The sequence below is a fragment of the Vibrio paucivorans genome, from assembly GCF_054053395.1.
This window is the reverse complement of the sequence record NZ_CM133230.1, coordinates 188,668-215,256: the sequence shown is the minus strand read 5'-3', so window position 1 is coordinate 215,256 and position 26,589 is coordinate 188,668. Positions and strand designations below refer to the sequence as shown.

The window sequence follows — 26,589 nt, the reverse complement described above, 5'->3', positions numbered from 1 at the left end:
TTGCTACTGTGCGTCTTTCCAGATTGCGCAAGGTTCAATTTTCGCACGCTGCAGTTTGTGCTTATCTCGCTCTGCATCACGCTTAAATTTGTATGGCCCTAGCACCACACGGTACCAGCTGCTGCCATCTTTCTTACGAACTTCACTTTTTATGCCTTGGAATGCAATATCCAATTTGCGCGCTTCTGCTTGTTCTGAAGTTTTGTAGGCACCACACTGCATGATGTATGGAACTTCAGATACAACCTGTTCTTTCGCTTCCACTTCCACTTCGCGACTTGGCAAAGTTTCCACGTAATCCCATTTTTCTTCTGGTGGAGGTGGGATCACTTTCGCTGGCTTTAGTTTCGGTTTAGTTTCCACTACAGGTGCTGGCGGCTCAGGATCATTACTTAACAAGTACAACCCATATCCAAACCCACCCAATAGGAGCAACGCAATGAGACCACTGCGCCATGGCTTACGACGAGGAGCTTTTTTCTTTGCTGGTTTTCTCGCGGTTCCTCTGCCACGCCTTACATAATCTTTATTTGCCACAACGATATATCGAAATAAAAAAGTCAGCCTTCATGGTAATGCAGTTTGTTGTTTAAGTCACTTGAAGACACCGACAAACAGTATGAATTGGTACTCTGAGCCAACAAATAAAAACAGCGCATTAAAATGCGCTGTTTCGAATAGGTAACGGATTTAGACCACTCTCGGTGGCGCAGCACTTTGGCGCACGACCAACTCGGTTTCAAGCAATCGAGAGCCAGCACGCACATCGTGCCCGCGTAATAGCTCTAGCATCATCAGCATCGCTTGTCGGCCAATCTCATAACGAGGCTGCGAAATAGTAGTTAACGGCGGATCGCAGTACTGGGCGAACTGGATATCGTCAAAGCCGACAACAGAAAGATCTTGTGGCACGCGCAAGCCTAACTTCTTCGCTTCTTGGATCGCACCAATTGCCATCGTGTCGTTGTGACAGAAAATAGCCGTTGGAGGCTCAGGAAGCGCTAGCAGTGCACGGACGGCTTTCGCTCCAGATTCAAATGAGAAGTCACCACTGGTGCAATAAGTCGGATTCATAGTGATACCCGCACGACGCAGCGCTTGCTGATAGCCTTGCTGACGGAATTGACACAGCGCGGCATGCTCTGGCCCAGAGATCTGTGCGACACGCTTATGGCCCATTTGAGTCAGATAGTTTACGGCTTCAAATGCCGAAGTCAGGTTATCGATGTGTACGGTTGGCAGCTCCAGTTCTGGCGCGAACTCACACGCCATTACCATAGGTGGTAGGTTTTTCTGTTCTGGCTTGCTCACATCAAATGGTAAATCCGTGCCCAGCAATAGCATCCCATCTGCTTGCTTGGTAAACACGAGATTGACAAAAGAAGACTCACGGCGTTTCTGTTGGCCGCTGTCACCCAGCAATACTAAGTAACCATGCTCCATCGCAGCATCTTCAATACCACGAATGATTTCGGTGAAATAAGGGTCACAGATATCAGGGACGATAGCAACAATGGTTTTGGATTCATTACGGCGCAGATTGCGCGCCAACGAGTTTGGTGAGTAGCCAGCTTCTAATACTGCATCTTCGACACGCTTTCGAGTCGACGAAGATACTTTTTCCGGATTCATGAGCGCCCTAGACACTGTCGCTGTTGAGACTCCTGCGAGCTGGGCAACATCCTTCATTGTCGCCATATAAATTTACCCTCTTCTATTCCTTCGTATGCAGACAATCTACATAATAATTATTGTGAAATTAGTTTCGCGGATAGATGAATTTCAATTCATTCTTATTATGCATTCAATTTACTCTGTTAGTTTATTCATTTCCAAACAGAAAGTTACGGTGGGATTAACATTTTTTGCATAGCAACCGTGAAGTGCATCACAATAAAACGGTTTAGCTGCAAAAGCCAACCGTTTGCGTGACTAAAAACGACGCAGGAACGAATATTAACTCAGATCTTGCGGTTCAATATCCAATGTCCAGCGGACTTTCTTTGCAGCAGGAAGCAAATTAATGGCAGGTTTGGCGCTGGTTAGCAGCTTTTGCATCAGAGAACGCGTTTGTGTCTGCAGCAACAATTGCCAACGCGACTTACCTGCGCGTTTGGCTAAAGGCGCAGGCGCTGGCCCAAGTACCATGCAGGTATCATCAAACAATGGATGGGCTTCTAATGTATGACGGACTTGGCGCAAAAACTCCTCAACCAATGCGGGATCATTCGCTTCGGCGCGAAATAGAGTCAAAAATGTGTATGGCGGCAGCATCGCCAGCTTACGTTCCTGCAAAGCCGTCTGTGCAAAATGACGATAGCTTTTATGCAATAACGCCTGCAATAAGCTGTGTTCTGGATGGTGAGTCTGCAGAATCACTTCACCCGGCTTGCTGGCTCTACCCGCTCGCCCAGCAACTTGAATGAACAACTGTGCCAACCTTTCTGAAGCGCGGAAATCACTGCTATAAAGAGAGCCATCAACATCCAGCAAACCAACCAAAGTAACATCAGGGAAGTGATGGCCTTTAGCCAGCATTTGTGTCCCAATCAGAATTTGGTAGTCACCTTTGCGAATCGACTCTAGCGCCGTTTCCAAGCTGCCCTTTCTACGTGTGCTATCTCTATCGATACGAATGGTTTTGTACTCAGGAAAAAGCTCTGCCAGTTGCGTTTCCAACTGCTCAGTCCCTACCCCCACAGTAACGAGGTGCGTTGAACCACATCCCTGACACTGGTGAATAACCGGGCGCTGAGAACCACAATGGTGACAGCGGATCTCATTACTGTATTGATGGAAAGTGTAGTACGCATCGCAGCGCTGACACTCTGCGATCCAGCCACACTCATGGCACATCAAGGCTGGCGAGAAACCTCTTCGGTTGAGAAATAGCATCACCTGATTTCCCGCCCCTAAGTGCTTCCGCATTTCTGCAATAAGAGGGGCAGACAAGCCGCTTTCTAAGTACAAGCCTTTGACATCCAAAACTTTATTGGTCGTCGGTACGGCTACACCGGCGCGTTGAGTTAAAGTGAGGTGATGGTACTTTCCTGTTAGAGCATTATGCAGCGTCTCCAAAGCCGGTGTCGCTGAACCAAGTACAACAGGAATCTTTTCTTTATTTGCACGCATCACTGCAACATCTCGCGCGTGATAACGTAGGCTATCTTGCTGCTTGTAAGAAGCATCATGCTCTTCATCAACAATGATGATGCCCAGATCTGAAAATGGTGTCAGCAATGCAGAACGAGTGCCGATGACAATCCCTGCAATTTTGTCCCGAGCGGCAAGCCAAGCATTGAGCCGCTCAGTATCATTTAAACCAGAGTGAATGACTTCAACCGGTACATCGAACCGTTTTTTGAAGCGATTGATTGTTTGTGGGGTCAAACCAATTTCAGGCACTAGGATCAGAGCTTGCTTGTTCTTTTCCAGCACTGGCTTAATGAGGTTTAAATACACTTCCGTCTTACCGGAGCCCGTCACCCCTTCCAATAGATAGCAACCAAAACCAGGATTACTATTTACCGTCGCGATCGCTATCGCCTGCTCTTCATTAAGCTTAGGTTTGTCTGTGATTGCCTCTATTTCTTTAGGCCAGGGGGCAAAGCTTGGCTTTTTATCTATCGATTCAATCCAGCCTTTCTCTTGCAGTGTTTTAAGCACTGATGAGCTCACTTCTTGATCGATAAACTCTTGGTGAGGAACAGAGCCACTTTCTAGCATGCTCATCACTTTGGCTTGCTTGACTGCGCGGCCAAACCCCTGCATCAGTTGGTCTTTGCCAGCCGGTGTCATCTGCCACTCCACCAGCGTGGTGAAATCAGCTGCTTTTCCTTTACGCAGTGCACTTGGCATTGCGTTGCACAGAGTATCCCCGAGTGGGTATTGGTAGAAAGTGCTGCACCAATGGAGTAACGAATACAAGGATTCAGGCCAGACAGGCTGAGCATCCAGCACCTGTTTGATCGGCTTAAGTTGCTCGCGAGGGAAGTCTGATTCGTTCACCAATTGAATCACAATACCGACTAGCGTTTGACGCCCGAAAGGGACAGATACACGCCCGCCAATGATAGGAAACAAGTGATTTGGGATCAGATAATCGAATTGCTTATCCAGTGGGACAGGCAGAGCAACACGAGCAATAGATGGGCGCATAACCTTCGCAGTATCAAATACAGTAACAAATCACAGTCTACCGCCAAGTCCCCGCAGTATAAACCGGTAATCCGTAGCGAATTGACCGTAAGCCAATGGCGCGGAGAAAAAGTGGCGAAATAATTAGCAAACCTGTTGATCCGCCGCTTTGGATTCATTACTATACTGCGCCTTAGTGCTATGGCTAGTTTCTGTTCTTATGACTTTTAAGTTCGTAAAGAAGATACAGCGGTACACTGACTATTTTATTAACTACGTGTGGTGTCCGGCTTAGAATCGGATGGCGACACGGCCCAATTTGAGGTTATCCCATGAAAGCTGGAATCCACCCAGAATACAAAGCTGTAAAAGCAACTTGTTCTTGCGGCAACTCTTTTGAGTTCAACTCAACTCTAGACAAAGATTCAATCCACCTAGACGTATGTGACAAATGTCACCCGTTCTACACTGGTAAGCAACGTATCGTAGATACTGGCGGCCGTGTTGATCGCTTCAACAAGCGTTTCGGTGCTCTATCTAGCAAGAAGTAATTCTTTCTACATAGAACTGAAAAAGGACGCCACGGCGTCCTTTTTTGTTTTTTTGCTCTTAGTGAATTAGCTTTCCTAATAAAATTACCTTTACGTAAAGATATTAATCTCGAATTTTTGTTAAAAAGAAGTTAAATCCAACAATCCCACCTCTTGTGCCTATCAAGTTCACTGCTATCTGGTCTTATCAGCAGTCATTTGCTGTTTTTTGATGACGTGAGTCGCATTCCTATCTATGCAGGTTGACTTACATCAATTAGAATAAATTTTCCTCTTTCCCCCAATATAAAAATGAGTACCTACACCTATGCCAGATGACAACCGTCAAGACACTGCGCCACAAGAACTAACCGCAGAAGAACAATTTCGCCAGCAAGCTCTTGATTACCATGCCTACCCAACGCCAGGGAAAATCTCTGTAGAAGTCACTAAAACGGCTAACTCAGCAGAAGATCTGGCTCTGGCATACAGTCCTGGTGTGGCTGAACCCGTCCGTGAAATCGCGCAAAACGTTGATAACGTTTACAAGTACACCTCAAAAGGCAACATGGTTGCTGTAATCTCAAATGGTACGGCGATTCTTGGTTTAGGTAACTTAGGTCCAATTGCTTCAAAACCAGTTATGGAAGGTAAAGCGCTACTATTTAAACGCTTTGCTGGCCTAGACTCGATTGATATTGAAGTGAAGCACCGCACCATTGATGAATTCGTTGATACCGTTGCTAACATTGCTGATACGTTTGGTGGCATTAACTTAGAAGACATCAAAGCACCGGACTGTTTTGAAATCGAACGCCGCCTAATCGAGCGTTGTGACGTTCCTGTCTTCCACGACGACCAACACGGCACGGCAATCGTAACGGCTGCGGGTATGCTGAATGCTATTGAGCTGCAAGGTAAAAAGCTAGAAGAAGCGACTATCGTATGTCTTGGCGCTGGTGCTGCTGCTGTTGCGTGTATGGAACTTCTTATTAAATGTGGCGCGATGCGCGAGAAGATCTACATGCTCGACCGTAAAGGTGTTATCCACACACGTCGCGACGACTTGAACGAGTACAAACTGCTGTTCGCCAACAACACCGATAAGCGCACGCTAGAAGATGTTATCGAAGGTGCTGACCTGTTCTTAGGTGTATCGGGCCCGAACTTATTACCAGCAGAAGCATTGAAGCTGATGGCCGATAAGCCAATCGTATTTGCATGTTCAAACCCAGATCCAGAAATCAAACCTGAGCTTGCGCACGAAGTCCGCGATGACCTAATTATGGGTACAGGCCGTAGTGACTACCCGAACCAAGTAAACAACGTACTGTGCTTCCCATTTATTTTCCGTGGTGCCCTAGACGTTCGTGCTAGCGAAATTAATGATGAGATGAAACTGGCAGCTGTTGAAGCGATTCGCCAACTTGCAAAAGAAGAAGTACCAGCAGAAGTATTGAGTGCTGCAGGTGTTGAATCGCTAGAATTTGGCAAAGGCTACATTATTCCTAAACCAATGGATCCTCGCTTACTGCCACGTGTTGCTAAAGCCGTCGCGCAAGCAGCTGTAGATTCAGGCGTTGCTCGAATCGAAATGCCTTCAGGTTATATGGAAGGCTAGTTTCAGCCTCTCCTTCCTGTCAAAAAGGAACAAAAAAACCGCTGATTGAATCAGCGGTTTTTTATTTTCATCAATAGACAGAGTTCGCAGCGAAAAACAAGGTGCTGGGTTGTTGCTGCTATTATTCTTCGTCGTACGCTTCGAACTCAATCCCCATCTCTGTCATCAGCTTTTTCACTTCAGCTGGAATATCGTCAGGGCGATCTTTTCGCAAGTCTTCATCTGTCGGTAATGGTTGACCTGTATAAGCGTGTAAGAACGCTTCACACAATAGTTCGCTATTCGTCGCGTGGCGTAAGTTATTAATCTGGCGGCGCGTACGCTCGTCTGTTAATACTTTTAAAACTTTCAGTGGAATGGAAACCGTGATCTTCTTTACTTGCTCACTCTTTTTTCCATGCTCCGCGTATGGGCTAATGTATTCGCCATTCCAGTCTGCCATTGCGCACCTTTACTCAATTTTGTCTGTTATAAAATTCTAAAGCGCGATTTTAGCGGGATTTAAGTCTATAAGCAAAGACATATAGACGTCTAGAAGTGTTGACGTCTCAAAAATTGATAAGTAAAGTGTGGAATAAACTAGAAGGAATGATTCTTAGCAATCGTTGTTAATACCAACAAACCCTAGGTATAGCTCATTCCAAATCATAAGTCACCACGAGATAGCTATTGTCACAAAGGAAGTATCTATGAGCACCCGTAAGCCAGCCACTATTGCAGTACGTACAGGAATCGAATCAGACACTCAGCATCACGCTGTTGTGCCACCTATTTACCTTTCGACCAACTACGGATTCCCAGCATTTGGTGAAGTGCCAAAATACGACTACACCCGCTCTGGCAACCCAAATCGTGGCTTACTTGAAACCGCTTTATTTGAGCTAGAAAATGGTAAAGGCGCCGTTGTGACCAATTGTGGCACATCAGCGCTTAACTTGTGGGTGTCTGCTTTCCTTGGCCCTGATGATCTGATTATCGCACCTCACGATTGTTATGGTGGCACTTACCGTCTGTTCAACACCAGAGCTCAAAAAGGCGACTTTAAAGTACAGTTTGTCGACCAGTCAGACCCTGCTGCATTCGACGCAGCTCTGGCACAAAAGCCAAAGCTTATCCTGCTAGAAACCCCTTCTAACCCTCTGGTTCGAGTGATTGATATTGCCCAAACTTGCCAAAAAGCAAAGCAAGTTGGTGCACTCGTCGCTGTCGACAATACCTTTTTGACACCTGTGTTCCAAAAGCCTTTAGAGCTGGGCGCAGACTTCGTTATTCACTCGACAACCAAATACATTAATGGTCACTCAGACGTCATTGGTGGTGTAGTGATCACGAAAACAGAAGAACACGCAGAAGAGCTTGCTTGGTGGGGCAACTGCATTGGTGCAACCGGCACACCATTTGATAGCTACATGACACTGCGTGGCATTCGCACGCTCGGCGCTCGAATGAAAGTTCATGAAGAAAGCTCTCGTGAGATTCTGACGTACTTACAGTCGGAGCCACTAGTTGGAGCAATCTATCACCCTAGCCTTCCAGAACACCCAGGCCATGAGATTGCGAAAAAGCAGCAATCTGGTTTCGGCTCTATGCTGAGTTTTGAGTTTGCTGGTTCATTTGAAGAACTGAAATATTTTGTTGGCGAACTCGAACTGTTTTCGTTAGCGGAATCTCTCGGTGGCGTAGAAAGCCTGATCTGCCACCCTGCATCAATGACGCACCGCGCGATGGGTGAAGAGGCTTTGGCTGAAGCAGGAGTCTCTCAACAATTACTACGTTTATCGGTTGGCTTAGAAGATGCGCAGGACCTTATCGATGACCTTACTCAAGCATTTGAAAAAACGGCTAAGCGAGGTGCCTAGGGAATGACTGTTCAACGTCAACTTCATAAATTTGGTGGCAGTAGCTTAGCTGACCCTGAATGCTACCTACGCGTGGTAAATATCTTAAAAGAGTACTCCAATAGTGAAGATTTAGTGGTGGTCTCTGCGGCAGGAAAAACCACTAACCGTCTAATCGAGTTTGTGGAAGGGCTACACAAAGATGGCCGCATCGCACACGAAGCCCTTCAAACGCTTCGTCAGTTCCAAACAGAACTCATCGAGAGCCTGATATCGGGTGACGCGAAACAAGCCCTATTAGCTCAGCTCAATGACGAATTCAGCACGTTAGGCGAACTCGTCGCACCGCTTTCCGAAGCCGAAAAAGCCGCCATACTCGGTCATGGTGAAGTTTGGTCTTCCCGACTGCTCGCCGCATTGTTGTGTGAACACGATTTACAAGCGGTCGCTCAGGATGCACGTGCATTTTTGCGGGCTGAAGCAGGTACGCAGCCTGAAGTAGAACGTGGTACATCTTACCCACTAATGAAAGAGGTGCTAGCACAACACGCGCACCACCGCGTGATTATCACTGGCTTTATGGCCCAAGACAGCCAAGGTAATACCGTTCTACTTGGACGTAATGGCTCAGACTATTCAGCGACAGTAATTGGAGCACTGGCAGAAGCGTCTCAGGTCACTATCTGGAGTGATGTAGCAGGAGTATACAGCGCAGATCCTCGCGTCGTTAACGATGCTTGCCTACTGCCGCTATTGCGTCTTGATGAAGCCAGTGAACTGGCGCGTTTGGCGGCACCTGTTCTTCACAGCCGCACACTTCAGCCCGTTGCTCAAAGTGCCATGGATCTCAACCTACGCTGTAGCTACCAACCTGAATCGGGTTCTACTCGTATAGAGCGTGTACTCGCTTCCGGTCGTGGCGCAAAAATCATCACCTCTTTAGATGAAGTTTTACTGATTCAACTGACTTTCGACCATGGTCACGACTTTGAACGCATTGAATCTGATGTGTTGCAAAGCCTTAAACGCGCTCAACTTGAACCTCTGGCGTACGAAGCGCAACCGGATCAATTTACTTTGCGCTTAGCCTACACCAGCGAAATCGCGAGCGGCGCTTTGAGCCATCTGCAAGATGCTGCAATCGAAGCTGAGATTAAGCTAAAAGAAGGTTACTCATTAATCGCCGCTGTTGGGGCTGGCGTAATTAAAAACCCAAACCACTGTTACGGTTTCTACCAGCAGCTGAAGGCATCACCGGTAGAGTTCATCTCTGAATCTCTTTCTGGCTTGAGCCTAGTCGCTGTTCTGCGTACCACTCCTGTATCCCCCCTAGTGACAGCTATCCATAGCCAGTTATTCCAAGCTCAAAAACGCGTTGCCATCGCGTTGTGTGGCAAAGGTAATATTGGCTCCAGTTGGTTATCACTGTTTGCTGAGCAGAAAACGGAGCTGGAAAAGCGCCGTGGAATGAACTTTGAACTGGTTGCGGTTATCGACAGCCAGACTTACTGGTACGATTCAAATGGTATTAATGCGAATACCGTCGCCGAGCGATTCGATGATGAAGCCATTGCGCACAATGGGAATGAGTGGATTGAACGTCTGGGAGCAACTCAAGGCTTTGACGATCTTATCGTACTCGATGTGACAGCGAGTAAAGCACTAGCCGAGCAATACCTAGATATTGCTTCGCAAGGCATGCTCTTAATTTCAGCGAATAAAGTCGCTGGCTCAGCAGCAAGCGCGTATTACCATCAAGTACAAGATGCTTTCAGCAAGATTAATCGCCATTGGTTCTACAATGCGACAGTAGGTGCAGGTTTACCTATCAATCATACTGTACGTGACTTACGTGAAAGTGGTGATGAAATCACGGCGCTTTCTGGCATCTTTTCTGGCACATTATCTTGGTTGTTCCAGCAATATGATGGCAGCGTCCCGTTCTCTGAACTGGTTGACCTTGCATGGCAACAAGGTTTAACCGAGCCAGACCCGCGTGCAGATCTCGACGGCTCAGACGTCATGCGTAAATTGGTTATCCTTGCCCGCGAATCAGGGTTGGATATTGAGCCAGAAAACGTGAAGGTGGAATCTCTGGTGCCGGAAGAGCTGGCTCAGTTGTCTCTCGACGATTTCTTAGATAAAAGCCAAATCCTCAGCGAGCGCCTAGCGGAACGGCTAGAAAAAGCTCAGCGTGAAGACAAAGTACTGCGTTACGTAGCAAGACTGGAAAAGAATGGTCAAGCAACCGTTGGCGTTGAAGCGCTTTCTAAAGAGCACGCTCTGGCTAACTTACTTCCTTGCGACAACATCTTCGCCATTGAAAGCAAGTGGTACAAAGATAACCCATTAGTCATTCGCGGCCCAGGCGCAGGCCAGGAAGTCACCGCGGGTGCAATTCAATCTGATTTGAATCTGCTCTCAAGTCTTATCTAATTTTCCGTCATGTCATAAGACTTCTTTCTTTGGCACTGAGGCTGGCTTATCGCCAGCCTCACTTCTTCTATATATATCTTCATTTTACTCACCTTGCTATATTGAAACTTCCTCATCTTAAACATGAAGAAAATTCATAGTCACACTGTTGACATTAAATCGTATTCAATACATCCTGTGGACATATAGACGTCTAAACGTCAATTTAAGGATTTGAGATATTTGTTTGTGGTTGAGATTGCCACAGGGAGAGTAAGATGGGTTACACACACGCAGGTCATATCGACGCTTTAAACCAGAACGTTGCAGAGCTTTCTGACAACATCAATGTTTCGTTCGAGTTCTTTCCGCCAAGCAGCGAAAAGATGGAAGAAACACTATGGAACTCCGTTCATCGTTTAAAAACGCTTCAGCCAAAATTTGTGTCTGTCACCTATGGTGCGAACTCCGGTGAGCGCGATCGTACTCACTCCATTATTAAAGAAATTAAAGACCAAACAGGTCTCGTTGCTGCACCGCACTTAACGTGTATTGATGCTTCTCGTGAAGAACTGATTCAAATCGCAGACGATTACTGGAACAACGGCATTAAAAATATTGTAGCGCTACGTGGTGATATTCCACCGGGTGGCGGTGCTCCAGAGATGTACGCTTCTGATCTTGTTAAGCTACTCAAAGCTCGTCATGACTTTGATATATCGGTAGCCGCATTTCCAGAAGTACACCCTGAAGCAAAAAGCGCACAATCCGATCTGCTTAACCTGAAGCGTAAAGTGGATGCTGGTGCTAACCGTGCCATCACTCAGTTCTTCTTTGACGTAGAAAGCTACCTTCGCTTCCGTGACCGCTGTGTTGCTGCGGGAATCGACGTTGAGATTGTTCCAGGGATTCTACCGGTTTCAAACTTCAAGCAAGCTTCTCGCTTTGCCGCACAAAACAATGTAAAAGTGCCGGGTTGGATGGCAAAACAGTTTGAGGGCCTAGATGACGACCCGACAACTCGTCAACTCGTTGGGGCGAGCCAAGCAATCGACATGGTGCGTATTCTAAGCCGTGAAGGAGTGAAAGACTTCCACTTCTATACACTTAACCGCGCAGAAATGACTTACGCTTTATGCCACACCCTAGGTGTTCGCCCACAAGCGTAAGCACTCTATCTCAAATCCCAGACACAAAAAAGCCAACATAATGTTGGCTTTTTTGTGTCTGGCGTTCATTGTTTTTACAATGAAGTGGTACGAAAGTTTTCTTATTCAACTTCGTCCATTTTACCCAGTAGGTTACGGATGCGCTCTTGCCAAGCCGCATGTTCTTGCTGCATTTGTTGCGCTTTTTGCTCTAGCTCTTCACGGTTTGCTTTAAGCTCGTTCGCTTCACTCGCTAGTTGCTCTTTCTCTTCTTTTAGCTCTTCCACTTCCATTTGTAGAAGTGCAATTGTATCTACTGCGGTTTGAATTTTTGCTTCTAGCTGTTCTAGTACTTCAAAAGACATCTTAGCCTACCTTTCATGTTGTTCGGTTGAGTTGGACCCTTGCCTCCATTCTACTCAGCAGTTCGATGAGAAACACGCCCTATATTCGATAATGTGCGTCATTTGCCTAAAAAAACGCCGTATATTGACAAACACTTGACTTAGCAAAGCCTCACTGTCGAATTCATGGCTAATTTGATTGAGATTGATCTCGATTAAACGAAAAGGCAAACGTTTCCTTTTCGATGTGATAAAATCGCGCCGAAAAATTCCCCTTCCCTTTTTTAGATTGGAGTCACCATGAAACGCGATTTAGCAATGGCATTTTCACGTGTTACAGAAGGCGCTGCATTAGCAGGCTACAAATGGCTAGGACGAGGCGATAAGAACGCCGCGGACAATGCTGCAGTCGAAGTAATGCGTAGCTTGTTAAACAAAACTGAAATTGATGGCGAGATCGTAATTGGTGAAGGTGAGATCGATGACGCACCTATGCTATACATCGGTGAATCAGTAGGCGTTGGTGGCGATGCCGTCGATATTGCTGTCGATCCAATCGAAGGCACTCGAATGACTGCTATGGGGCAATCAAACGCACTTGCAGTGCTTGCTGCTGGTGAGAAAGGTAGCTTTCTAAAAGCACCGGATATGTACATGGAGAAGCTGGTTGTTGGCCCAGGAGCAAAAGGCTGCATCGACTTAAACAAGCCACTCAAAGAGAACTTAGAAAACATCGCGAAAGCACTCGGTAAGTCACTCGACACTCTAGTGGTGACTACTTTAGCCAAGCCTCGCCATGATGAAGTCATCGCTGAAATGCAAGCAATGGGCGTTCGAGTCTTTGCTGTGCCAGATGGTGACGTAGCAGCGTCAATTCTAACCTGTATGCCAGACAGCGAAGTAGACGTTATGTACTGCATTGGCGGTGCACCTGAAGGCGTAGTCTCAGCTGCCGTTATCCGCGCACTCGATGGCGATATGCACGGCCGCTTACTTCCTCGTCATGAAGTCAAAGGCGACAGCGAAGAAAACCGTATCTACGGCGCTGCAGAGCTTAAGCGTTGTGAAGAAATGGGCGTAACGGCTGGTATCGTGCTAAAAATGGAAGACATGGCTCGCAGCGACAACGTGGTATTCTCAGCAACAGGAATCACCAAAGGCGACCTACTGGAAGGCATCACTCGCCAAGGAAACATTGCCACTACCGAAACGCTACTGATCCGTGGACGTTGCCGTACCATTCGCCGTATTAAGTCGATTCACTACCTAGAGCGCAAGGATCCAGAAGAGCGTAACCACATCCTTTAAGTCACTCATAGAGATTAAAAAAGGCTTCGTATGAAGCCTTTTTGTTTGTTAGCGAGCGCTTATTTCAATGCGGTGCCCTTCTGTGTCTGGAACGAAATCAACGAAGTTATCTATCGCTCCCAAGGCATCTTCTTGATAGTGAGTAACATAGAGTAGCTGGCTTAGATTCGCTTGTGCAATACGGTTCAATGCACAGTGGACCAACTTTCGATTGATAAAGTCCAAGCCCTGATAAGGCTCATCTAGAATCAACAATGCTGGCTGTTTAATCAAAGCACGGCCGATGAGCAATAAGCGCTGCTGCCCATAATCCAAAGCGCGGAAGCTTTCCCTTTCTAACGATCGCATCTCTAACGCATCTAACCAGTGCTGAGCTTGTTGGATCTGTTTTTTACTCGGTTGTTCATACAATCCAATCGAATCAAAAAATCCCGACAGTAAAACATCGAGTGCGCTGCAGCCTACTCGATATTGCAGGTGTAAGGCGGAAGATACGATACCTATCTGACGTTTCACATCCCATATACTTTCGCCACTGCCACGTTTCATCCCCAACACTGTAATGTCATTACAGTAACACTGCGGATGGTCACCCATAATTAAGCCCAGTAACGTACTTTTACCGCAACCATTAGGGCCTCTAACTTGCCAATGCTGGCCTTGTAATACTTGCCAGGTTAGATCTTTAAATATCAAACCATCGAGGTATTCCACTTTTACGTTACGCATATCAATGAGTGGGTTCGGAACATCTTGCTGCTGATGATAAGACTCTAATAGCTCAAAGACACTGCCACCTTTTTGCTGAGACAGCTTCTGAATATGCTGTTTTATCGGGTGGTTATGCCACTCTTCAAGAGTCATCTGTTGCGTGAGAGAGCGGTGATCAAACAAGGCTACGTGATTGATGCATGAAGGCAACTCATCTTCGCGTGAAGTAATGACCAACAATTGCATTTGCTGAGCGCAGAGATTAAGTAACTCGCTCAGAGCGGCTCTATAGGCAACGTCCAAACCTGCATAGGGTTCATCAAGTATCAGCAATTGCGGCTTAGTCACTAATGCTCGCGCTAACATGACTCGCCTTGTTTCGCCTGTCGATAGCTGCTTAAAGTGACGCTGACGTAAGGTATTGAGATCTGTCTTTTCGATGACGTCATTAAGTTCAGATTCGGTACACCCCATCTCCAAAATCAGTTGTTCGACGGTCGAACCGTAGTCGATGCTATCTTGAAAGTCGGTTTCATCTTTCGCCAATTGCTCTTCAAGCAAGCTTTGTTGTAACTCTAAAGAGACGCATGCGATGCGTTCAGGTAACCCAGAAATATCCCCGGAGGTTGGTTGTAACTCTCCACTGAGCATACGAACAATTAAAGCTGAACATTGGCTATGAGATGAAAAAATCCCCCAGTGTTGCCCTCTTTCGGTATGCCAATCCGATATCAATAACTCAGCTATTCCCTGCTTGTATTTCAGCTTTTTAACCTGCATTTCTCATCCTTAAGTTGTACGAATAGAACCAGTGTGCAAGAAATTGAAACAGAACACTAGTCCACCAGCTTGAATAAAAAAAGCGCCACTCAAAAGAGTGGCGCTTTAGTGGATGACACGGCTACTGCCACTTATTGCTGACTAATAGTCACGTGCTTACGAAGAAAGTCAAACTCAACCAAATACGTTGTGGTGACATCCGGTGTAAAGCCAATGTTGCCGCTGGCATTAGTAATCGGCAATGATCCTTCCGCTTCGATGACATTCACAGCCCCATGTTCACACTGTCCCCAATTGCCACACGTAAACTTAAATTCATATTGATTACCCGCTGTTAATTCAGCCGTGACAAACTCAACTTGACCAGCCTGATCACCTTGAAACATTCGGCGTTCATCCGAATGATCCCAGCTTCCTGAAAGCGTACCTGGAATATACCATTCTTTACCCTCATAGCTTTCAACCAGTCTCGCGTCTAAAACAATTGGGTTTTTCGTATCATTGGCATCGAGCGCGAATTCATACATACCAATTTCTGTGAAATTAGACGGGCAGTTATCACCGCCACAGCTCATCTCACTCCCCCAATCACCAAGCGTAAACTTGTAACTAGTTTCCTCACTCAACCCCAACCTCACGCTGTAAACTCCCGCTGTCGTATAAGGCACCTCAATACCTGCGGGGTCCCAAAATGCTTGCCCGAATCCCCCAGCGATATAGACCGTTGACGAACCAAATGGTGGTAAGTCTTGGTCTTTTTCTGTCACTGGTAAACCACTCCCCTGCGAACCGACTTGTGGTTGAACAAATACTGCGGTGGTTAATGGAGGAACGGTAAATGAGCTATCTGCAAACGAAGCGCTACGAACTAAACTGTCAGCCGAATCTGCCTGCACATCATGTAGCTGGAAACCAGATGAACCCTCGACTTCAAACACTTGAGTTTCTGGAGTCGCATTGATTATTACGACAATCGCGTCGTAATTCGAATCCAGATCAGTACCCGCATAGATACCGTCATCGATCGACATTACGATCAAGCCTTGAGTTTGAGCAGGACCGACATTATGAAAATCAACTCGCTTCATCACCTGTTGTTTTGAGTTCAAGCGGAACAAATCACTAGCGCTTCGGATCTCAAGCAACTCCAGGAATTGTCGTTTGGTTAACTCGATATCCTGTGTGTTCGGCTCATTAGTACTGTCCGCAATTATCTCTGATATCAGCGACCAATTCGCTCCATCTTTATCTTCGCGCGGTAAACCGACATTCCAATTGTTATCATCGCCATTGAACTTCACGCGATTAAACCAGTCGCCAGAGTCATAGGAGTCTCGCTGCATTGATTTGGAACGTAGCAACTCAGATCCCATATGGATAAACGGAATGCCCTGCCCGAGCATAACTGTGGATAATCCGATGGATTGCATACGAGCACGCTCTTCAGAGCTAACGCCCGTTGCCGTTTTATAGGCATTGTTGTCCCAAAACGTTTGGTTATCATGTTTTGAAACGTAGGAAATATTTTCTGAAGGGTATTCTGTATAGCCAGCAGGAGCCCCGTTATAGTCGATACCTTTACCGTTTTTAGTCTCACCTTTGTAATCAACCAAAATGAAATCGGCTAAGTTACCTGCCATGCCCAGACGTACTAAGTCTTGATTGTGCAGTAAATCCTGCGCTTCTTGCTCAGTCATGTCACGGCGCTCATTTGGATAAGCTGCATTGGCAAAGCCTTGGTTTTTCCTTAAACCTGTACCATCTCCATCGAACGGGCTTCCCCCACGAACGGCATCACGCAAGCGGTCAGAGAAAGTCCCTATCCGAGTCCCCGCCATATTTAACTGGGTGGCTTGTGTAAAGCGAGCGTTGTTGGATACCTCACCAAAATCCCAACCTTCCCCATAGAACAAGATATCAGGACGAACCTTACGCACCTCTTCCAGAGCTTCTACCATTAGCTCTTTCGGTTGATGGCCCATTAAATCAAATCGAAAACCATCGACGTGATAGTCTTTTGCCCACGTAACCAGAGAATCGATCATCAATTTTCCCATCATACGATTTTCGGTTGCGGTGTTATCGCAGCACGTCGAAGTTTCGACTCCGCCAGTATTGGTATTGAGGCGGTGGTAATACCCTGGAACAATTTTATCCAACACTGATTTTTCATTCACACCTGACGCGTTAGTGTGGTTGTAAACCACATCCATAATCAGCTTAAGGTCCATTTCATGTGTCGCTTTCACCATTTCACGAAACTCTTTGATACGCGTTGTCCCTTCCGTATTGGTTGCATAGCTGCCTTCAGGTACCGTGTAATGAAACGGATCATAGCCCCAGTTAAAGCTGTCTAGATCTCGCAAATCATTCATTAACCTTTGAGCTTGGCCAGTAGTGGGATCATAACCTTGAAGCACCTCTTCTAACGTTTGACTAGCATCTTCTTCCCCGCAGACCACAGCGCTAGCTCTGACCGCACACAGCTCCCCAACCGTGTCATGAATATCAATGGTTTCCGCTTCGTTGATGGTGGCAATATCAAACGCTGGCAAAATATGTAGTGTTGTTAACCCAGCCTCTTGCAGAGCTTTTAAATGACTGACAGATTCACGTTCTTGCTCGGTCAGCGCTAAGTATTTCCCGTTAAGTTGCGGGCTTCCTAATGTGTCACTGTAGCTAAAGTCTCTCAAGTGCGACTCATAAAGCACATGGTATTCATCTAAATACTGGCCATCGTCTGCCAACGGTGTTTCAGGCCTTTGATAATGATCCCAACCACGGGGCTTGAGTTTATTACTATCAAGATCCACCACCTGAGAGTACATCGAGTTGGTAGATACGCTCAGAGAATATGGGTCTGTCACCATGACCGTTTCTACTTGCTGTGTCGTGGGATGGTACACTCTCACTTCATAGCGATAGTATTTCCCGACAACACCTCTTAAGCCATCTAGCTCCCAAATACCGTTACGTCGGTTTTCCCACATAGGGAGGCTTTTAATTGGTCTTTTGTTTTTGTTGTAGATATGCAGCGTTACTTTTTGTGCCGTTGGTGCCCAAAGTCTAAAGTCTGTCTTGCTCCCATTTACAATAGTCCCAAGCTGTTCAGAAATGGCGTTGCCCGCTTGTTCGTTGACGTAAACATCGTCTAATACTCCCGCTTTCTGCACTTCTGTGGCCGCAAGTACTTTGTCTTGGTCGTCATAGGCAACTAGCACGATTTGGCTTTTCAAGATGCGCGTAAGTTTGTGTCGCTTTACGTCAATTTGAGTCGCGGTTAAGCCGCTTAAGTGAGGGAAACGTTGCTGGAGCTCATCATTCAATTCACCGGTGATCGACAACTCTACAGGCATACCACCAATGATTTGATTTTTTTCTTCATCCAGCTTAATGCGGTTTCTTGGTGACGAGCGAAGTTCTACTCGAGCAGCGGTTGCAGCAGCTTCCCAAGCAATCGTCTGTTCATCTAACCAATGGGCTTTTTGACCATCAATTGCAATTGGACGTTCAGAGGTCGGTTCATAATAAAGCTGGCTGGAGCCATGGAAGCCAAACACACTACGGTGTTTATCCAACTGTGTGAGAGCAACTTTATGATTAGCGCTACCAAATGCTTTTTCATCACCTTTGTGCAAAATAAAATTCATGCACGTATGAGGGTCACTCGCTTGCTGATCAACTTTGAAAATGTAGAATGCGCCATAAGTAGGGTTAAAGCCATCAGCAAGATAAGGTTGATCCCAACTGGTTCCAGAGCTACTTATCCCCATAACCTCAAGATCGGTGCTGGTACATCCTTCTCCGTTCCACAGATGCATGCCCCAGCCCTGGTACTCACCTTCATCGCTCGTGTTTCTATTGTAATAAACCACCACTTCATCTTCCGCTGGCACATACAGATCCGATTGAATCACTTCACTTGCCAATGTTTTTGAATGGCTTAGTATCAATATTGATGTCACCAGCATTGGCATTGTCGCACTTGCCAATGTGTTTATTTTGAACTCCATAATCCCTTCCATTTGTTCAAGTTACCAATTGATATGAGTATGCCGATAGACATCATCGGCTCCCCAGTCGGGCAACATCATAGGAAAGAACAAACACCACAATATGTGACCAAATGCTTAAAAACACCCAAACACCTAACGGATATAAATAACCTACGAAAATATCACAAAGTGCACACCTACAAAGTGGAGTGAAGATCATCTTTTGTACGCTGAGAGCCTCATACTCATATTTGTTCAAACTACGCCTGTTAAATAAGCCATTGTTACTTAGCAGTAGGTCATTGCGAGTTTGGCATCAGCAAACAATAAAAAACGGGAGCCTAAGCTCCCGTTTTTAAACTATAGGTTTCTAAAACCCTAGATAGTTAGCGCAGATTACATCATGCCGCCCATACCACCCATACCGCCCATGCCGCCCATATCAGGCATTGCAGGTGCTTCTTTCTGAGGTAGGTCTGTTACCATCGCTTCAGTAGTGATCATTAGGCCAGCAACTGATGCAGCGAACTGTAGTGCAGAGCGAGTTACTTTAGTTGGATCTAGGATACCCATATCGATCATATCGCCGTACTCACCGCTTGCCGCGTTGTAACCGTAGTTACCTTCACCAGCACGAACGTTGTTAGCAACCACTGACTCTTCATCACCTGCGTTCTTAGTGATTTGACGAATAGGCGCTTCCATTGCACGTAGAGCAACACGAATACCGACATTTTGCTCTTCGTTATCGCCTTCAAGGTTAGCCACCTTAGATGCAGCACGGATAAGTGCAACACCACCACCAGCAACCACACCTTCTTCAACTGCAGCGCGAGTTGCGTGAAGTGCGTCTTCTACGCGGTCTTTCTTCTCTTTCATTTCAACTTCAGTCGCAGCGCCAACTTTGATTACTGCAACACCGCCTGCTAGCTTAGCAACGCGCTCTTGTAGTTTCTCTTTGTCGTAGTCTGAAGTTGCATCTTCGATTTGCTGACGGATTTGAGCAACACGACCTTGGATCATTGCTTCTTCACCCGCACCATCGATGATGGTTGAGTTTTCTTTAGTGATGGTTACACGCTTAGCTTGACCTAGGTCTTCTAGCGTTACTTTCTCAAGGTCTAGACCGATCTCTTCAGAGATAACCGTACCGCCAGTTAGGATAGCGATGTCTTGTAGCATTGCTTTACGACGGTCACCGAAACCAGGCGCTTTAACCGCAGCAACTTTCACGATACCGCGCATGTTGTTCACTACTAGAGTTGCAAGCGCTTCGCCTTCTACATCTTCAGCGATGATTAGAAGTGGACGAGATGCCTTAGCAACCGCTTCTAGAGTCGGAAGAAGTTCACGAATGTTTGATACTTTCTTGTCGATAAGAAGGATGAATGGACTTTCTAGATCAACGCTGCCTGCTTCTTGATTGTTGATGAAGTAAGGAGATAGGTAACCGCGGTCGAACTGCATACCTTCCACTACGTCTAACTCGTCTTGCAGTGCTTGACCTTCTTCAACAGTGATAACGCCATCACGACCTACTTTTTCCATCGCTTCAGCAATGATGTTACCGACTGTAGAGTCTGAGTTAGCCGAGATAGTACCGACTTGTGCGATAGCTTTCGTGTCTGCACATGGAACTGAAAGTGCTTTTAGCTCTTCAACCGCTGCTGTTACTGCTTTGTCGATACCGCGCTTAAGATCCATTGGGTTCATGCCAGCAGCGACTGCTTTTAGGCCTTCGTTAACGATAGCTTGAGCCAGTACTGTTGCTGTTGTCGTACCGTCACCCGCTGCGTCGTTTGCTTGCGAAGCCACTTCTTTAACCATTTGTGCGCCCATGTTCTGGAACTTGTCTTCAAGCTCGATTTCGCGCGCAACAGATACACCATCTTTAGTGATAGTTGGTGCACCAAATGATTTATCTAATACTACGTTACGACCTTTAGGGCCTAGTGTTACTTTTACTGCGTCAGCTAGAACGTTTACACCTTCTAGCATTTTTACGCGTGCGTCATTACCAAATTTAACGTCTTTAGCAGCCATGTTTAATTTCCTTTCTAAATTCGATTTTCGTTTTCGTTGTGATTCAGAATCAATTATTCAACGATTGCCATGATGTCGTTTTCAGACATGATCAGAACTTCTTTGCCGTCGATTTTTTCTGTTTTAGTGCCGTAGCCTTCAGCAAAAATAACAGTATCACCCACTTTTACGTCCAGCGGTTGTACAGTACCGTTTTCTAGGATGCGGCCTTTGCCAACAGCTAGAATCGTACCACGTGTTGATTTTTCCGCAGCAGAACCTGTAAGAACGATGCCACCTGCTGACTTAGATTCAACTTCTTGGCGCTCTACGATAACTCGGTCGTGTAATGGACGAATGTTCATCGGTCGTCTCTCCTGAAAATTTCCATATGATTTGATAAATGAACTCAACAAAAGATTTGGTGAGTTACCTCGTGAAACAGATGTGGGGGGCAAAGCTAGCCATTCCAAGGGGGGAAGAAAAAAATTTTGTGAGGAACATTAGAAAATCTCGTGCTAAATCACAACGTTTTCGTTAGACGTAAGCCCTCTTTCAAATTGCTCGATAGCTATTAAGTAATACGTTTGCTTTATTAAGCACATCCGACATAATAAAAAAGCACACAGTGAGGAGTGGTATGAAAACCAGTGATCGGATATTAAACACCATCAAGAAAGATGGTGCTGTAACAGCGAAACAGCTTGCAGATAGCTTTGGCATTACCACAATGGGAGCGCGCCAGCACCTTCAAACACTTGAAAATGAAGGAATTCTCGAGTTTCATGACGTTAAGGTCAAAGTAGGCCGCCCGACTCGCCACTGGTCGCTAACCAAGAAAGGACATGCGCAATTTGCTGATCGCCACGGAGAGCTCACCATTCAAGTGATTGATGCTGTTGAATCACTATTTGGCTCAGAAGGTGTCGCTAAAGTTGCAGCAGAAAGAGAAAGCCAAACTCTAAACCACTACGCTAATGCTCTCGCCGACAGTAAAACTGTCGAAGAAAAACTGACCAAGCTAGTCCATTTGCGCCAGCAAGAAGGATACATGGCTGAACTGGAACAAGACGGGGAAGACTTTATACTAACAGAAAACCACTGCCCTATATGCAAAGCTGCGACTCGTTGCCCGAGCTTATGTCAATCTGAACTCAATGTATTCCAATCACTTATCGGTCACGAATATGACGTAACTCGTACAGAACATATTATTCAAGGTGAACGTCGCTGCACATACTCCGTGATAAAAACATCCGAAAAATAGAAAGCCAGCCTTCCACTTAGTCAGAGCTAACCGTCTCATTATTGAGAACGGAGAACTTCGTTCAAACCTAACTCTACTTCCTCGCTTAAGCTTAGAGTAGTGTGTTGATGATTTAATCAACAAATGTGGAGGCACCCGCAATGAATTCTTCCCCTTTAAATCAAACTCTGCCTACATTTGACGAGCTAGTAGAATTGGCGGAACACCACCCGGATGCTTTCTTGCAGCTTAAAAAAGATATGTGTGAAGAAATGATTTTGTCTGCGTCCAGCGAGATGCAAGAGCGACTATGGGCTCAACAAAGTCATATTGACCGAGTGGTTAGTCAATGTAAAAACCCAAATCAAACTAATGTTCTACTCATGCAAGAACTGTCGTTGCAAGTTTTTAAGTTTCGTAATGCTCTAGAGGGAGAAGCTACAGAGCCAACACAAACCGCAGATATCATTCCTTTCAAGCCGAGGTCCGACGACTGGCGCTAAACCTACAATAATTAATCATTGCCGCGCAAACTGATTTCGCCACCGATATAGCTTTCTAAACCGTGTTCTGTTTCAAGTAGAACAGCCCCTTGCTCATTGATACCTCGGGCAACACCGGTAATTTCACGCTGCCCCATAATCAATTTCACCTTTCTGCCAATAAAGTTATCGAGGCGATTCCAACGTTCAACGAATCCACTCATACCCTGCAGCTCATAGTCCGTTAGAGCAGTATGTAGCGTATTGACCAACATAGATGCAAGCTCATTACGATCCAACGCCTCACCACATACAGCTTCCGTAAGACTTGACCAAGGCTGAGTGATACCCACGGTGTTTTCTGCCATTTTTAGGTTCATACCCATACCGATAACTAAGTTGGCTGCTGCACCCGCTTGTCCAGACATCTCCACTAAGATGCCCGCTAGCTTTCTATCTTGATAGTAAAGATCATTAGGCCACTTTAACTTCACACCATCGACGCCCAATTTTTCGAGTGCCTCGACGATAGCAACACCGACAACTAAACTGAGTCCCATTGCTGCAGCCATACCAGCATCTAATCGCCAATACATAGAGAGGTATAGGTTAGAACCGAAAGGTGAAACCCACTCTCGACCTCGTCTTCCTCGCCCTTTAGCTTGATACTCAGCAATACAAACAGTGCCAGATTCTAAAGAGTCCGCTCTATCTAAAAGGTACTGGTTCGTTGAGTCGATAATAGGAATTAGCTCAACGGGTAGTGTCACTCTACTTTGAATTACTGTTGCATCGAGTAATTGCATCGGCTGCGCCAGTTGATAACCTTTACCTTGGACACGATAAATATCCACGCCCCACTCTTGTATACCTTTAATATGCTTGCTAATTGCCGCACGAGAAATACCCAAGGCTTCGCCTAGGCCTTCACCCGAGTGGAATCCACCAGCCGACAATACCTTTAAAATGGATAGCTTTACGGTATGATCTTTCACTGCTGGCTCTCCAAAATAGTGTGTAATTTTGTCTCTGATGACGCTCCCATGAAACGCACTTCATGTTCAAGCTCAATACCATATTTATCGACAACACTCTTGCAAACATGGGCAGCCAACGACACAACATCTACAGCAGATGCATCCTGCTTATTGACTATGACCAGTGCTTGATTTGGGTGAACTTGAGCACCTCCCAACGTAAAGCCTTTCAAGCCGCACTGATCGATAAGCCAACCAGCAGCGACTTTAACACCCTCTTTTGCCGGATAGGCCACCATTTCAGGGAAGTGAACCTTGAGTTCCTCATATTGGGACTCAGAAATTACTGGGTTCTTAAAAAAACTCCCCGCGTTCCCTGTCACTTCAGGGTTAGGTAACTTTTGGTTGCGAATATCACTCACTTTTTTAAAGATCTGACTTGGCGTTACAGTCTCTCTAGAAAATGACGTTAAAGGACCATACTCAATATTCGGTTGCCAGTGCTTGCTTAGTTTTAAACCTATTGCGACCACAACAGCCTTCTGGTAGAGACTATTTTTGAAGATAGAGTCTCGATAACCAAACTCACACTCTGCACTCGATAGCCGTTTAAGCGACAGAGTATCTAAGCACAAAATATCGACATATTCGCACACGTGTTGAAATTCAATCCCGTAAGCGCCAATATTTTGAATGGGTGCAGACCCTGCACAGCCTGGGATTAGAGCTAAGTTTTCTAGCCCCGCATAGCCATTGTCGACGCTCCACTGAACCAATGACGGCCAATCCTCTCCGGCTGCAATATGCAAATGGAAGTCGCTATCAGTTTCAACGACTTTTTTTCCTAGGATCCGATTCACCACTACTAGCCCATCATATGCCTCGGTAAACAAAACATTGCTACCTTTCCCCAGAATTAACTTAGGCAGTGACTGCCAATGGGTTGATTGATAAACCTGAATTAACTCATCAAGATTGTTTACTTCCACCAGCTCACGACACTTTTGCGAAATTGCAAACGTGTGATAAGGGCTTAGATCTATATTGGAATATGATTGCATGGGCATTGTAGGGTCAATTAAACTGGCTTCATTCTAACGCAATTCAGGGGAAAGTGAGAATGTGTGAATTAACGATCGGCATCTTGGAGCCCATAAAAGTACCGCTCGTAAACCGCCTATACAGAACTCACTACTCGTCGAGTAAAGCCAAAAAGGACGAGCTCGTTGTTGCTGGGCGACTTGGGCATGAACTTGTCACTGTGGTTAGGTTTCGCTCTATAGAGCAATGTCGCTTACTAACAGGCATGCTCGTTACTCCTGCTCATCGCTCTAAAGCTTATGGACATCAATTGATGCAATATTGCCGTGAACAAATACTCACAACTCATGACTACTGCTTTGCCTATAGCCATTTGGAAGGGTTCTACCAACAACATGGCTTTAAAAGTATATCGATTGAGCAACTACCCAACTCGCTTAGAATGCTAATGGAACGCTACCTTAAAAGTGGTAGATGTCTCATTCCGATGCACTTTCAGCCAGATAATTGACGTAGCTTGCGGCTTTTCTGGTAAAGGAATGCTTAATTTTGCTAATATCCGTGGTTCGCGAATTTTCGCATGCCTTGTTTTCTTAACTACTGAGGTTATACGCCCGATATGATGGCCAATAGGAACCCATTCGATCAGCTTCCTGCTCTTGCAATGAATCCAGAGAACTTTGAAGTGCTCTATTCTGCTCAAGACTTTCGAACACGCATCATCAGTGCGATTCGAGAAGCAAGCAAACGAATCTATCTTGTTGCTCTTTATTTGGAAGATGACGAAGCAGGAAGAGAAATACTTACTGAACTTTATGAAGCAAAACAGCGCAACCCTGGGCTAGACATCAACATTTGCGTTGATTGGCACAGAGCGCAGCGCGGCTTAATCGGAGCAGAAAGCTCTGAAGGCAACGCAGCAATGTACAAAAGATTCTGCGAAAAATATGAACATAAAGTTCCTGTCTATGGCGTTCCTGTTAGAGGCAAAGAGGTATTTGGAGTACTTCACCTAAAAGGCTTTATTGTCGATGACCAAGTCATCTACAGTGGCGCTAGCCTTAACAACATTTATTTGAGTTACCACGAACGTTATCGTTTTGACCGCTACCACGTTCTAAACCACACTACCCTAGCTAACTCAATGGTGGACTTCGTCCGTCAAGAAATGATCGCACACCCTGCAGTCAATGAGCTGGCCTGTAGTTCCAAACCCACAACTAAGGCAATCAAAGCCGACATTCGACAACTTCGAGCATCTCTTGCTCAATCTAGCTATCAGTTTGCCCCAGAAGAAGCTACTCCAGAGCAAATCGCAGTGACACCTATTGTAGGTATTGGTAAACGTCGTAATAAGCTGAACCAAGGGATCAATCAGTTAATCGCCCAAGCGAAAGATGAAATATTCATCTGTACCCCGTACTTCAACTTTCCAAAAAGTGTGGCAAAAGAAGTTAAGAAAGCGCTCAAACGTGGCGTAAAAGTCACTATTGTCGTCGGAGATAAAACGGCAAACGATTTCTATATATCACCAGAAGAAGAGTTCAAAACAATTGGTGGGCTACCTTACCTATATGAGTTGAACTTAAGACGATTTGCTAAAGCTAATGAAGCAAACATTGCAAGCCGTCAGCTTTCTATCAATCTTTGGAAGCACGACGATAATAGCTTCCATTTAAAAGGGATCTGGGTAGATAAACGTTACATGTTGATTACAGGCAACAACCTAAATCCACGCGCTTGGAAACTGGATTTAGAGAATGCGATTTTAATTCAAGATCATTACCATCACCTAACTGAGCAATTCGACAAAGAAGTGGAAAATATCCTGCAACATACTCAGCTGATTTGTACCTATCGTCAGCTTGAGAAAGTGGAAGATTATCCAGACTCAGTACAAAAGTTGATTCGCAAAATCACCCGAGTGAAAGCAGATAGAGTGCTAAAACAGATTCTGTAGTCAAAAAGCGAGAGTTTTAGAGCTCTCGCTTTTT

General features: G+C 45.7%; 21 protein-coding genes. 10 read left to right on the top strand and 11 right to left on the bottom strand.

From position 1 onward, the window contains the following. Window positions 1-3: 3 nt before the first annotated feature. From ACXABW_RS00995 to priA, 3 genes are all read right to left on the bottom strand, one after another. The gene (locus ACXABW_RS00995; RefSeq protein WP_457523586.1) at window positions 4-537 is read right to left on the bottom strand and encodes an SPOR domain-containing protein; all 534 of its coding nucleotides are present in this window, start codon (window positions 535-537) and stop codon (window positions 4-6) included. A gap of 153 nt (window positions 538-690) precedes the next feature. Beyond that, complete coding sequence (gene cytR / locus ACXABW_RS00990) at window positions 691-1,698, bottom strand: DNA-binding transcriptional regulator CytR (protein ID WP_252029047.1); 1,008 nt, start codon at window positions 1,696-1,698, stop codon at window positions 691-693. Window positions 1,699-1,956: 258 nt separating this feature from the next. Then, window positions 1,957-4,158: a primosomal protein N' gene (priA, locus tag ACXABW_RS00985; RefSeq protein ID WP_457523584.1), complete on the bottom strand. Its 2,202-nt coding sequence runs from the start codon at window positions 4,156-4,158 to the stop codon at window positions 1,957-1,959. A 311-nt stretch (window positions 4,159-4,469) separates the two neighbouring features. Here priA and rpmE point away from each other — a divergent pair, with 311 nt between their 5' ends. Both rpmE and ACXABW_RS00975 read left to right on the top strand, forming a co-directional pair. Then, window positions 4,470-4,688 (top strand): 50S ribosomal protein L31, encoded by a 219-nt coding sequence (gene rpmE, locus ACXABW_RS00980; RefSeq protein WP_176286715.1) that lies wholly within the window; start codon window positions 4,470-4,472, stop codon window positions 4,686-4,688. Window positions 4,689-4,995: 307 nt separating this feature from the next. Then, window positions 4,996-6,288, top strand: a complete 1,293-nt coding sequence (locus ACXABW_RS00975) for a malic enzyme-like NAD(P)-binding protein (RefSeq protein ID WP_457523582.1) — start codon at window positions 4,996-4,998, stop codon at window positions 6,286-6,288. A 121-nt stretch (window positions 6,289-6,409) separates the two neighbouring features. Here the strand turns inward: ACXABW_RS00975 and metJ are convergent, their stop codons facing one another. After that, window positions 6,410-6,730 (bottom strand): met regulon transcriptional regulator MetJ, encoded by a 321-nt coding sequence (gene metJ, locus ACXABW_RS00970; protein ID WP_006963343.1) that lies wholly within the window; start codon window positions 6,728-6,730, stop codon window positions 6,410-6,412. 247 nt (window positions 6,731-6,977) lie between these two features. Between metJ and ACXABW_RS00965 the strand changes: the two genes are divergently transcribed. The 3 genes from ACXABW_RS00965 to metF all read left to right on the top strand — a co-directional run bounded on the left by ACXABW_RS00965 (window position 6,978) and on the right by metF (window position 11,710). After that, window positions 6,978-8,147 (top strand): O-succinylhomoserine (thiol)-lyase, encoded by a 1,170-nt coding sequence (locus ACXABW_RS00965; protein WP_457523581.1) that lies wholly within the window; start codon window positions 6,978-6,980, stop codon window positions 8,145-8,147. A gap of 3 nt (window positions 8,148-8,150) precedes the next feature. After that, complete coding sequence (locus ACXABW_RS00960; RefSeq protein WP_457523579.1) at window positions 8,151-10,562, top strand: bifunctional aspartate kinase/homoserine dehydrogenase II; 2,412 nt, start codon at window positions 8,151-8,153, stop codon at window positions 10,560-10,562. Window positions 10,563-10,819: 257 nt separating this feature from the next. After that, complete coding sequence (metF, locus tag ACXABW_RS00955; RefSeq protein ID WP_252029042.1) at window positions 10,820-11,710, top strand: methylenetetrahydrofolate reductase; 891 nt, start codon at window positions 10,820-10,822, stop codon at window positions 11,708-11,710. 101 nt (window positions 11,711-11,811) lie between these two features. On the opposite strand, the gene zapB is transcribed toward metF, so the two are convergent. Next, entirely contained in the window at window positions 11,812-12,054 is a 243-nt protein-coding gene (gene zapB, locus ACXABW_RS00950) for a cell division protein ZapB (protein ID WP_252029041.1), read from the bottom strand. A 279-nt stretch (window positions 12,055-12,333) separates the two neighbouring features. Here zapB and glpX point away from each other — a divergent pair, with 279 nt between their 5' ends. After that, window positions 12,334-13,341 carry a class II fructose-bisphosphatase gene (gene glpX / locus ACXABW_RS00945; protein ID WP_457523576.1) on the top strand — a complete coding sequence of 336 codons (1,008 nt, stop codon included), beginning with the start codon at window positions 12,334-12,336 and terminating at the stop codon, window positions 13,339-13,341. A gap of 48 nt (window positions 13,342-13,389) precedes the next feature. Here glpX and ACXABW_RS00940 read toward each other — a convergent pair whose 3' ends face one another. The 4 genes from ACXABW_RS00940 to ACXABW_RS00925 all read right to left on the bottom strand — a co-directional run bounded on the left by ACXABW_RS00940 (window position 13,390) and on the right by ACXABW_RS00925 (window position 21,214). Continuing rightward, window positions 13,390-14,832: an ATP-binding cassette domain-containing protein gene (locus ACXABW_RS00940; protein ID WP_457523574.1), complete on the bottom strand. Its 1,443-nt coding sequence runs from the start codon at window positions 14,830-14,832 to the stop codon at window positions 13,390-13,392. Between the two features lie 131 nt (window positions 14,833-14,963). Then, window positions 14,964-18,845, bottom strand: coding sequence for a pullulanase-type alpha-1,6-glucosidase (gene pulA / locus ACXABW_RS00935; RefSeq protein WP_457523573.1), 3,882 nt, complete (start codon window positions 18,843-18,845; stop codon window positions 14,964-14,966). 378 nt (window positions 18,846-19,223) lie between these two features. After that, window positions 19,224-20,870, bottom strand: a complete 1,647-nt coding sequence (gene groL / locus ACXABW_RS00930; protein ID WP_252029036.1) for a chaperonin GroEL — start codon at window positions 20,868-20,870, stop codon at window positions 19,224-19,226. A gap of 53 nt (window positions 20,871-20,923) precedes the next feature. Next, entirely contained in the window at window positions 20,924-21,214 is a 291-nt protein-coding gene (locus tag ACXABW_RS00925; protein WP_252029035.1) for a co-chaperone GroES, read from the bottom strand. A gap of 275 nt (window positions 21,215-21,489) precedes the next feature. Between ACXABW_RS00925 and ACXABW_RS00920 the strand changes: the two genes are divergently transcribed. Together ACXABW_RS00920 and ACXABW_RS00915 are read left to right on the top strand one after the other, a co-directional pair. Then, window positions 21,490-22,116, top strand: coding sequence for a helix-turn-helix transcriptional regulator (locus tag ACXABW_RS00920; protein ID WP_457523572.1), 627 nt, complete (start codon window positions 21,490-21,492; stop codon window positions 22,114-22,116). A 140-nt stretch (window positions 22,117-22,256) separates the two neighbouring features. Continuing rightward, window positions 22,257-22,598 (top strand): DUF3135 domain-containing protein, encoded by a 342-nt coding sequence (locus tag ACXABW_RS00915; protein ID WP_457523570.1) that lies wholly within the window; start codon window positions 22,257-22,259, stop codon window positions 22,596-22,598. A gap of 11 nt (window positions 22,599-22,609) precedes the next feature. Here ACXABW_RS00915 and birA read toward each other — a convergent pair whose 3' ends face one another. Both birA and murB read right to left on the bottom strand, forming a co-directional pair. Further along, window positions 22,610-23,572 (bottom strand): bifunctional biotin--[acetyl-CoA-carboxylase] ligase/biotin operon repressor BirA, encoded by a 963-nt coding sequence (gene birA / locus ACXABW_RS00910; RefSeq protein ID WP_457523569.1) that lies wholly within the window; start codon window positions 23,570-23,572, stop codon window positions 22,610-22,612. Then, window positions 23,569-24,615, bottom strand: coding sequence for a UDP-N-acetylmuramate dehydrogenase (gene murB / locus ACXABW_RS00905; RefSeq protein ID WP_457524927.1), 1,047 nt, complete (start codon window positions 24,613-24,615; stop codon window positions 23,569-23,571). Before murB ends, birA begins: the two co-directional genes overlap by 4 nt. A gap of 59 nt (window positions 24,616-24,674) precedes the next feature. Between murB and ACXABW_RS00900 the strand changes: the two genes are divergently transcribed. Together ACXABW_RS00900 and pssA are read left to right on the top strand one after the other, a co-directional pair. Then, on the top strand, window positions 24,675-25,106 hold the full coding sequence (locus ACXABW_RS00900; protein ID WP_457523567.1) for a GNAT family N-acetyltransferase: 432 nt from the start codon (window positions 24,675-24,677) through the stop codon (window positions 25,104-25,106). A 108-nt stretch (window positions 25,107-25,214) separates the two neighbouring features. Then, a complete protein-coding gene (gene pssA / locus ACXABW_RS00895; RefSeq protein ID WP_457523566.1) occupies window positions 25,215-26,555 on the top strand; it encodes a CDP-diacylglycerol--serine O-phosphatidyltransferase in 1,341 nt (446 codons plus the stop codon). Window positions 26,556-26,589 lie beyond the last annotated feature (34 nt).

Excerpts from the sequence above, each read along its gene's own strand:
- ACXABW_RS00965 (WP_457523581.1), top strand. The coding sequence starts at position 6,978 with ATGAGCACCCGTAAGCCAGCCACTATTGCAGTACGTACAGGAATCGAA.
- cytR (WP_252029047.1), bottom strand. The coding sequence starts at position 1,698 with ATGGCGACAATGAAGGATGTTGCCCAGCTCGCAGGAGTCTCAACAGCG.
- pulA (WP_457523573.1), bottom strand. The coding sequence starts at position 18,845 with ATGGAGTTCAAAATAAACACATTGGCAAGTGCGACAATGCCAATGCTG.
- ACXABW_RS00900 (WP_457523567.1), top strand. The coding sequence starts at position 24,675 with ATGTGTGAATTAACGATCGGCATCTTGGAGCCCATAAAAGTACCGCTC.
- ACXABW_RS00925 (WP_252029035.1), bottom strand. The coding sequence starts at position 21,214 with ATGAACATTCGTCCATTACACGACCGAGTTATCGTAGAGCGCCAAGAA.
- pssA (WP_457523566.1), top strand. The coding sequence starts at position 25,215 with ATGATGGCCAATAGGAACCCATTCGATCAGCTTCCTGCTCTTGCAATG.
- metJ (WP_006963343.1), bottom strand. The coding sequence starts at position 6,730 with ATGGCAGACTGGAATGGCGAATACATTAGCCCATACGCGGAGCATGGA.
- ACXABW_RS00920 (WP_457523572.1), top strand. The coding sequence starts at position 21,490 with ATGAAAACCAGTGATCGGATATTAAACACCATCAAGAAAGATGGTGCT.
- ACXABW_RS00915 (WP_457523570.1), top strand. The coding sequence starts at position 22,257 with ATGAATTCTTCCCCTTTAAATCAAACTCTGCCTACATTTGACGAGCTA.
- ACXABW_RS00975 (WP_457523582.1), top strand. The coding sequence starts at position 4,996 with ATGCCAGATGACAACCGTCAAGACACTGCGCCACAAGAACTAACCGCA.
- zapB (WP_252029041.1), bottom strand. The coding sequence starts at position 12,054 with ATGTCTTTTGAAGTACTAGAACAGCTAGAAGCAAAAATTCAAACCGCA.
- metF (WP_252029042.1), top strand. The coding sequence starts at position 10,820 with ATGGGTTACACACACGCAGGTCATATCGACGCTTTAAACCAGAACGTT.
- rpmE (WP_176286715.1), top strand. The coding sequence starts at position 4,470 with ATGAAAGCTGGAATCCACCCAGAATACAAAGCTGTAAAAGCAACTTGT.
- glpX (WP_457523576.1), top strand. The coding sequence starts at position 12,334 with ATGAAACGCGATTTAGCAATGGCATTTTCACGTGTTACAGAAGGCGCT.
- murB (WP_457524927.1), bottom strand. The coding sequence starts at position 24,615 with ATGCAATCATATTCCAATATAGATCTAAGCCCTTATCACACGTTTGCA.
- ACXABW_RS00960 (WP_457523579.1), top strand. The coding sequence starts at position 8,151 with ATGACTGTTCAACGTCAACTTCATAAATTTGGTGGCAGTAGCTTAGCT.
- ACXABW_RS00940 (WP_457523574.1), bottom strand. The coding sequence starts at position 14,832 with ATGCAGGTTAAAAAGCTGAAATACAAGCAGGGAATAGCTGAGTTATTG.
- priA (WP_457523584.1), bottom strand. The coding sequence starts at position 4,158 with ATGCGCCCATCTATTGCTCGTGTTGCTCTGCCTGTCCCACTGGATAAG.
- groL (WP_252029036.1), bottom strand. The coding sequence starts at position 20,870 with ATGGCTGCTAAAGACGTTAAATTTGGTAATGACGCACGCGTAAAAATG.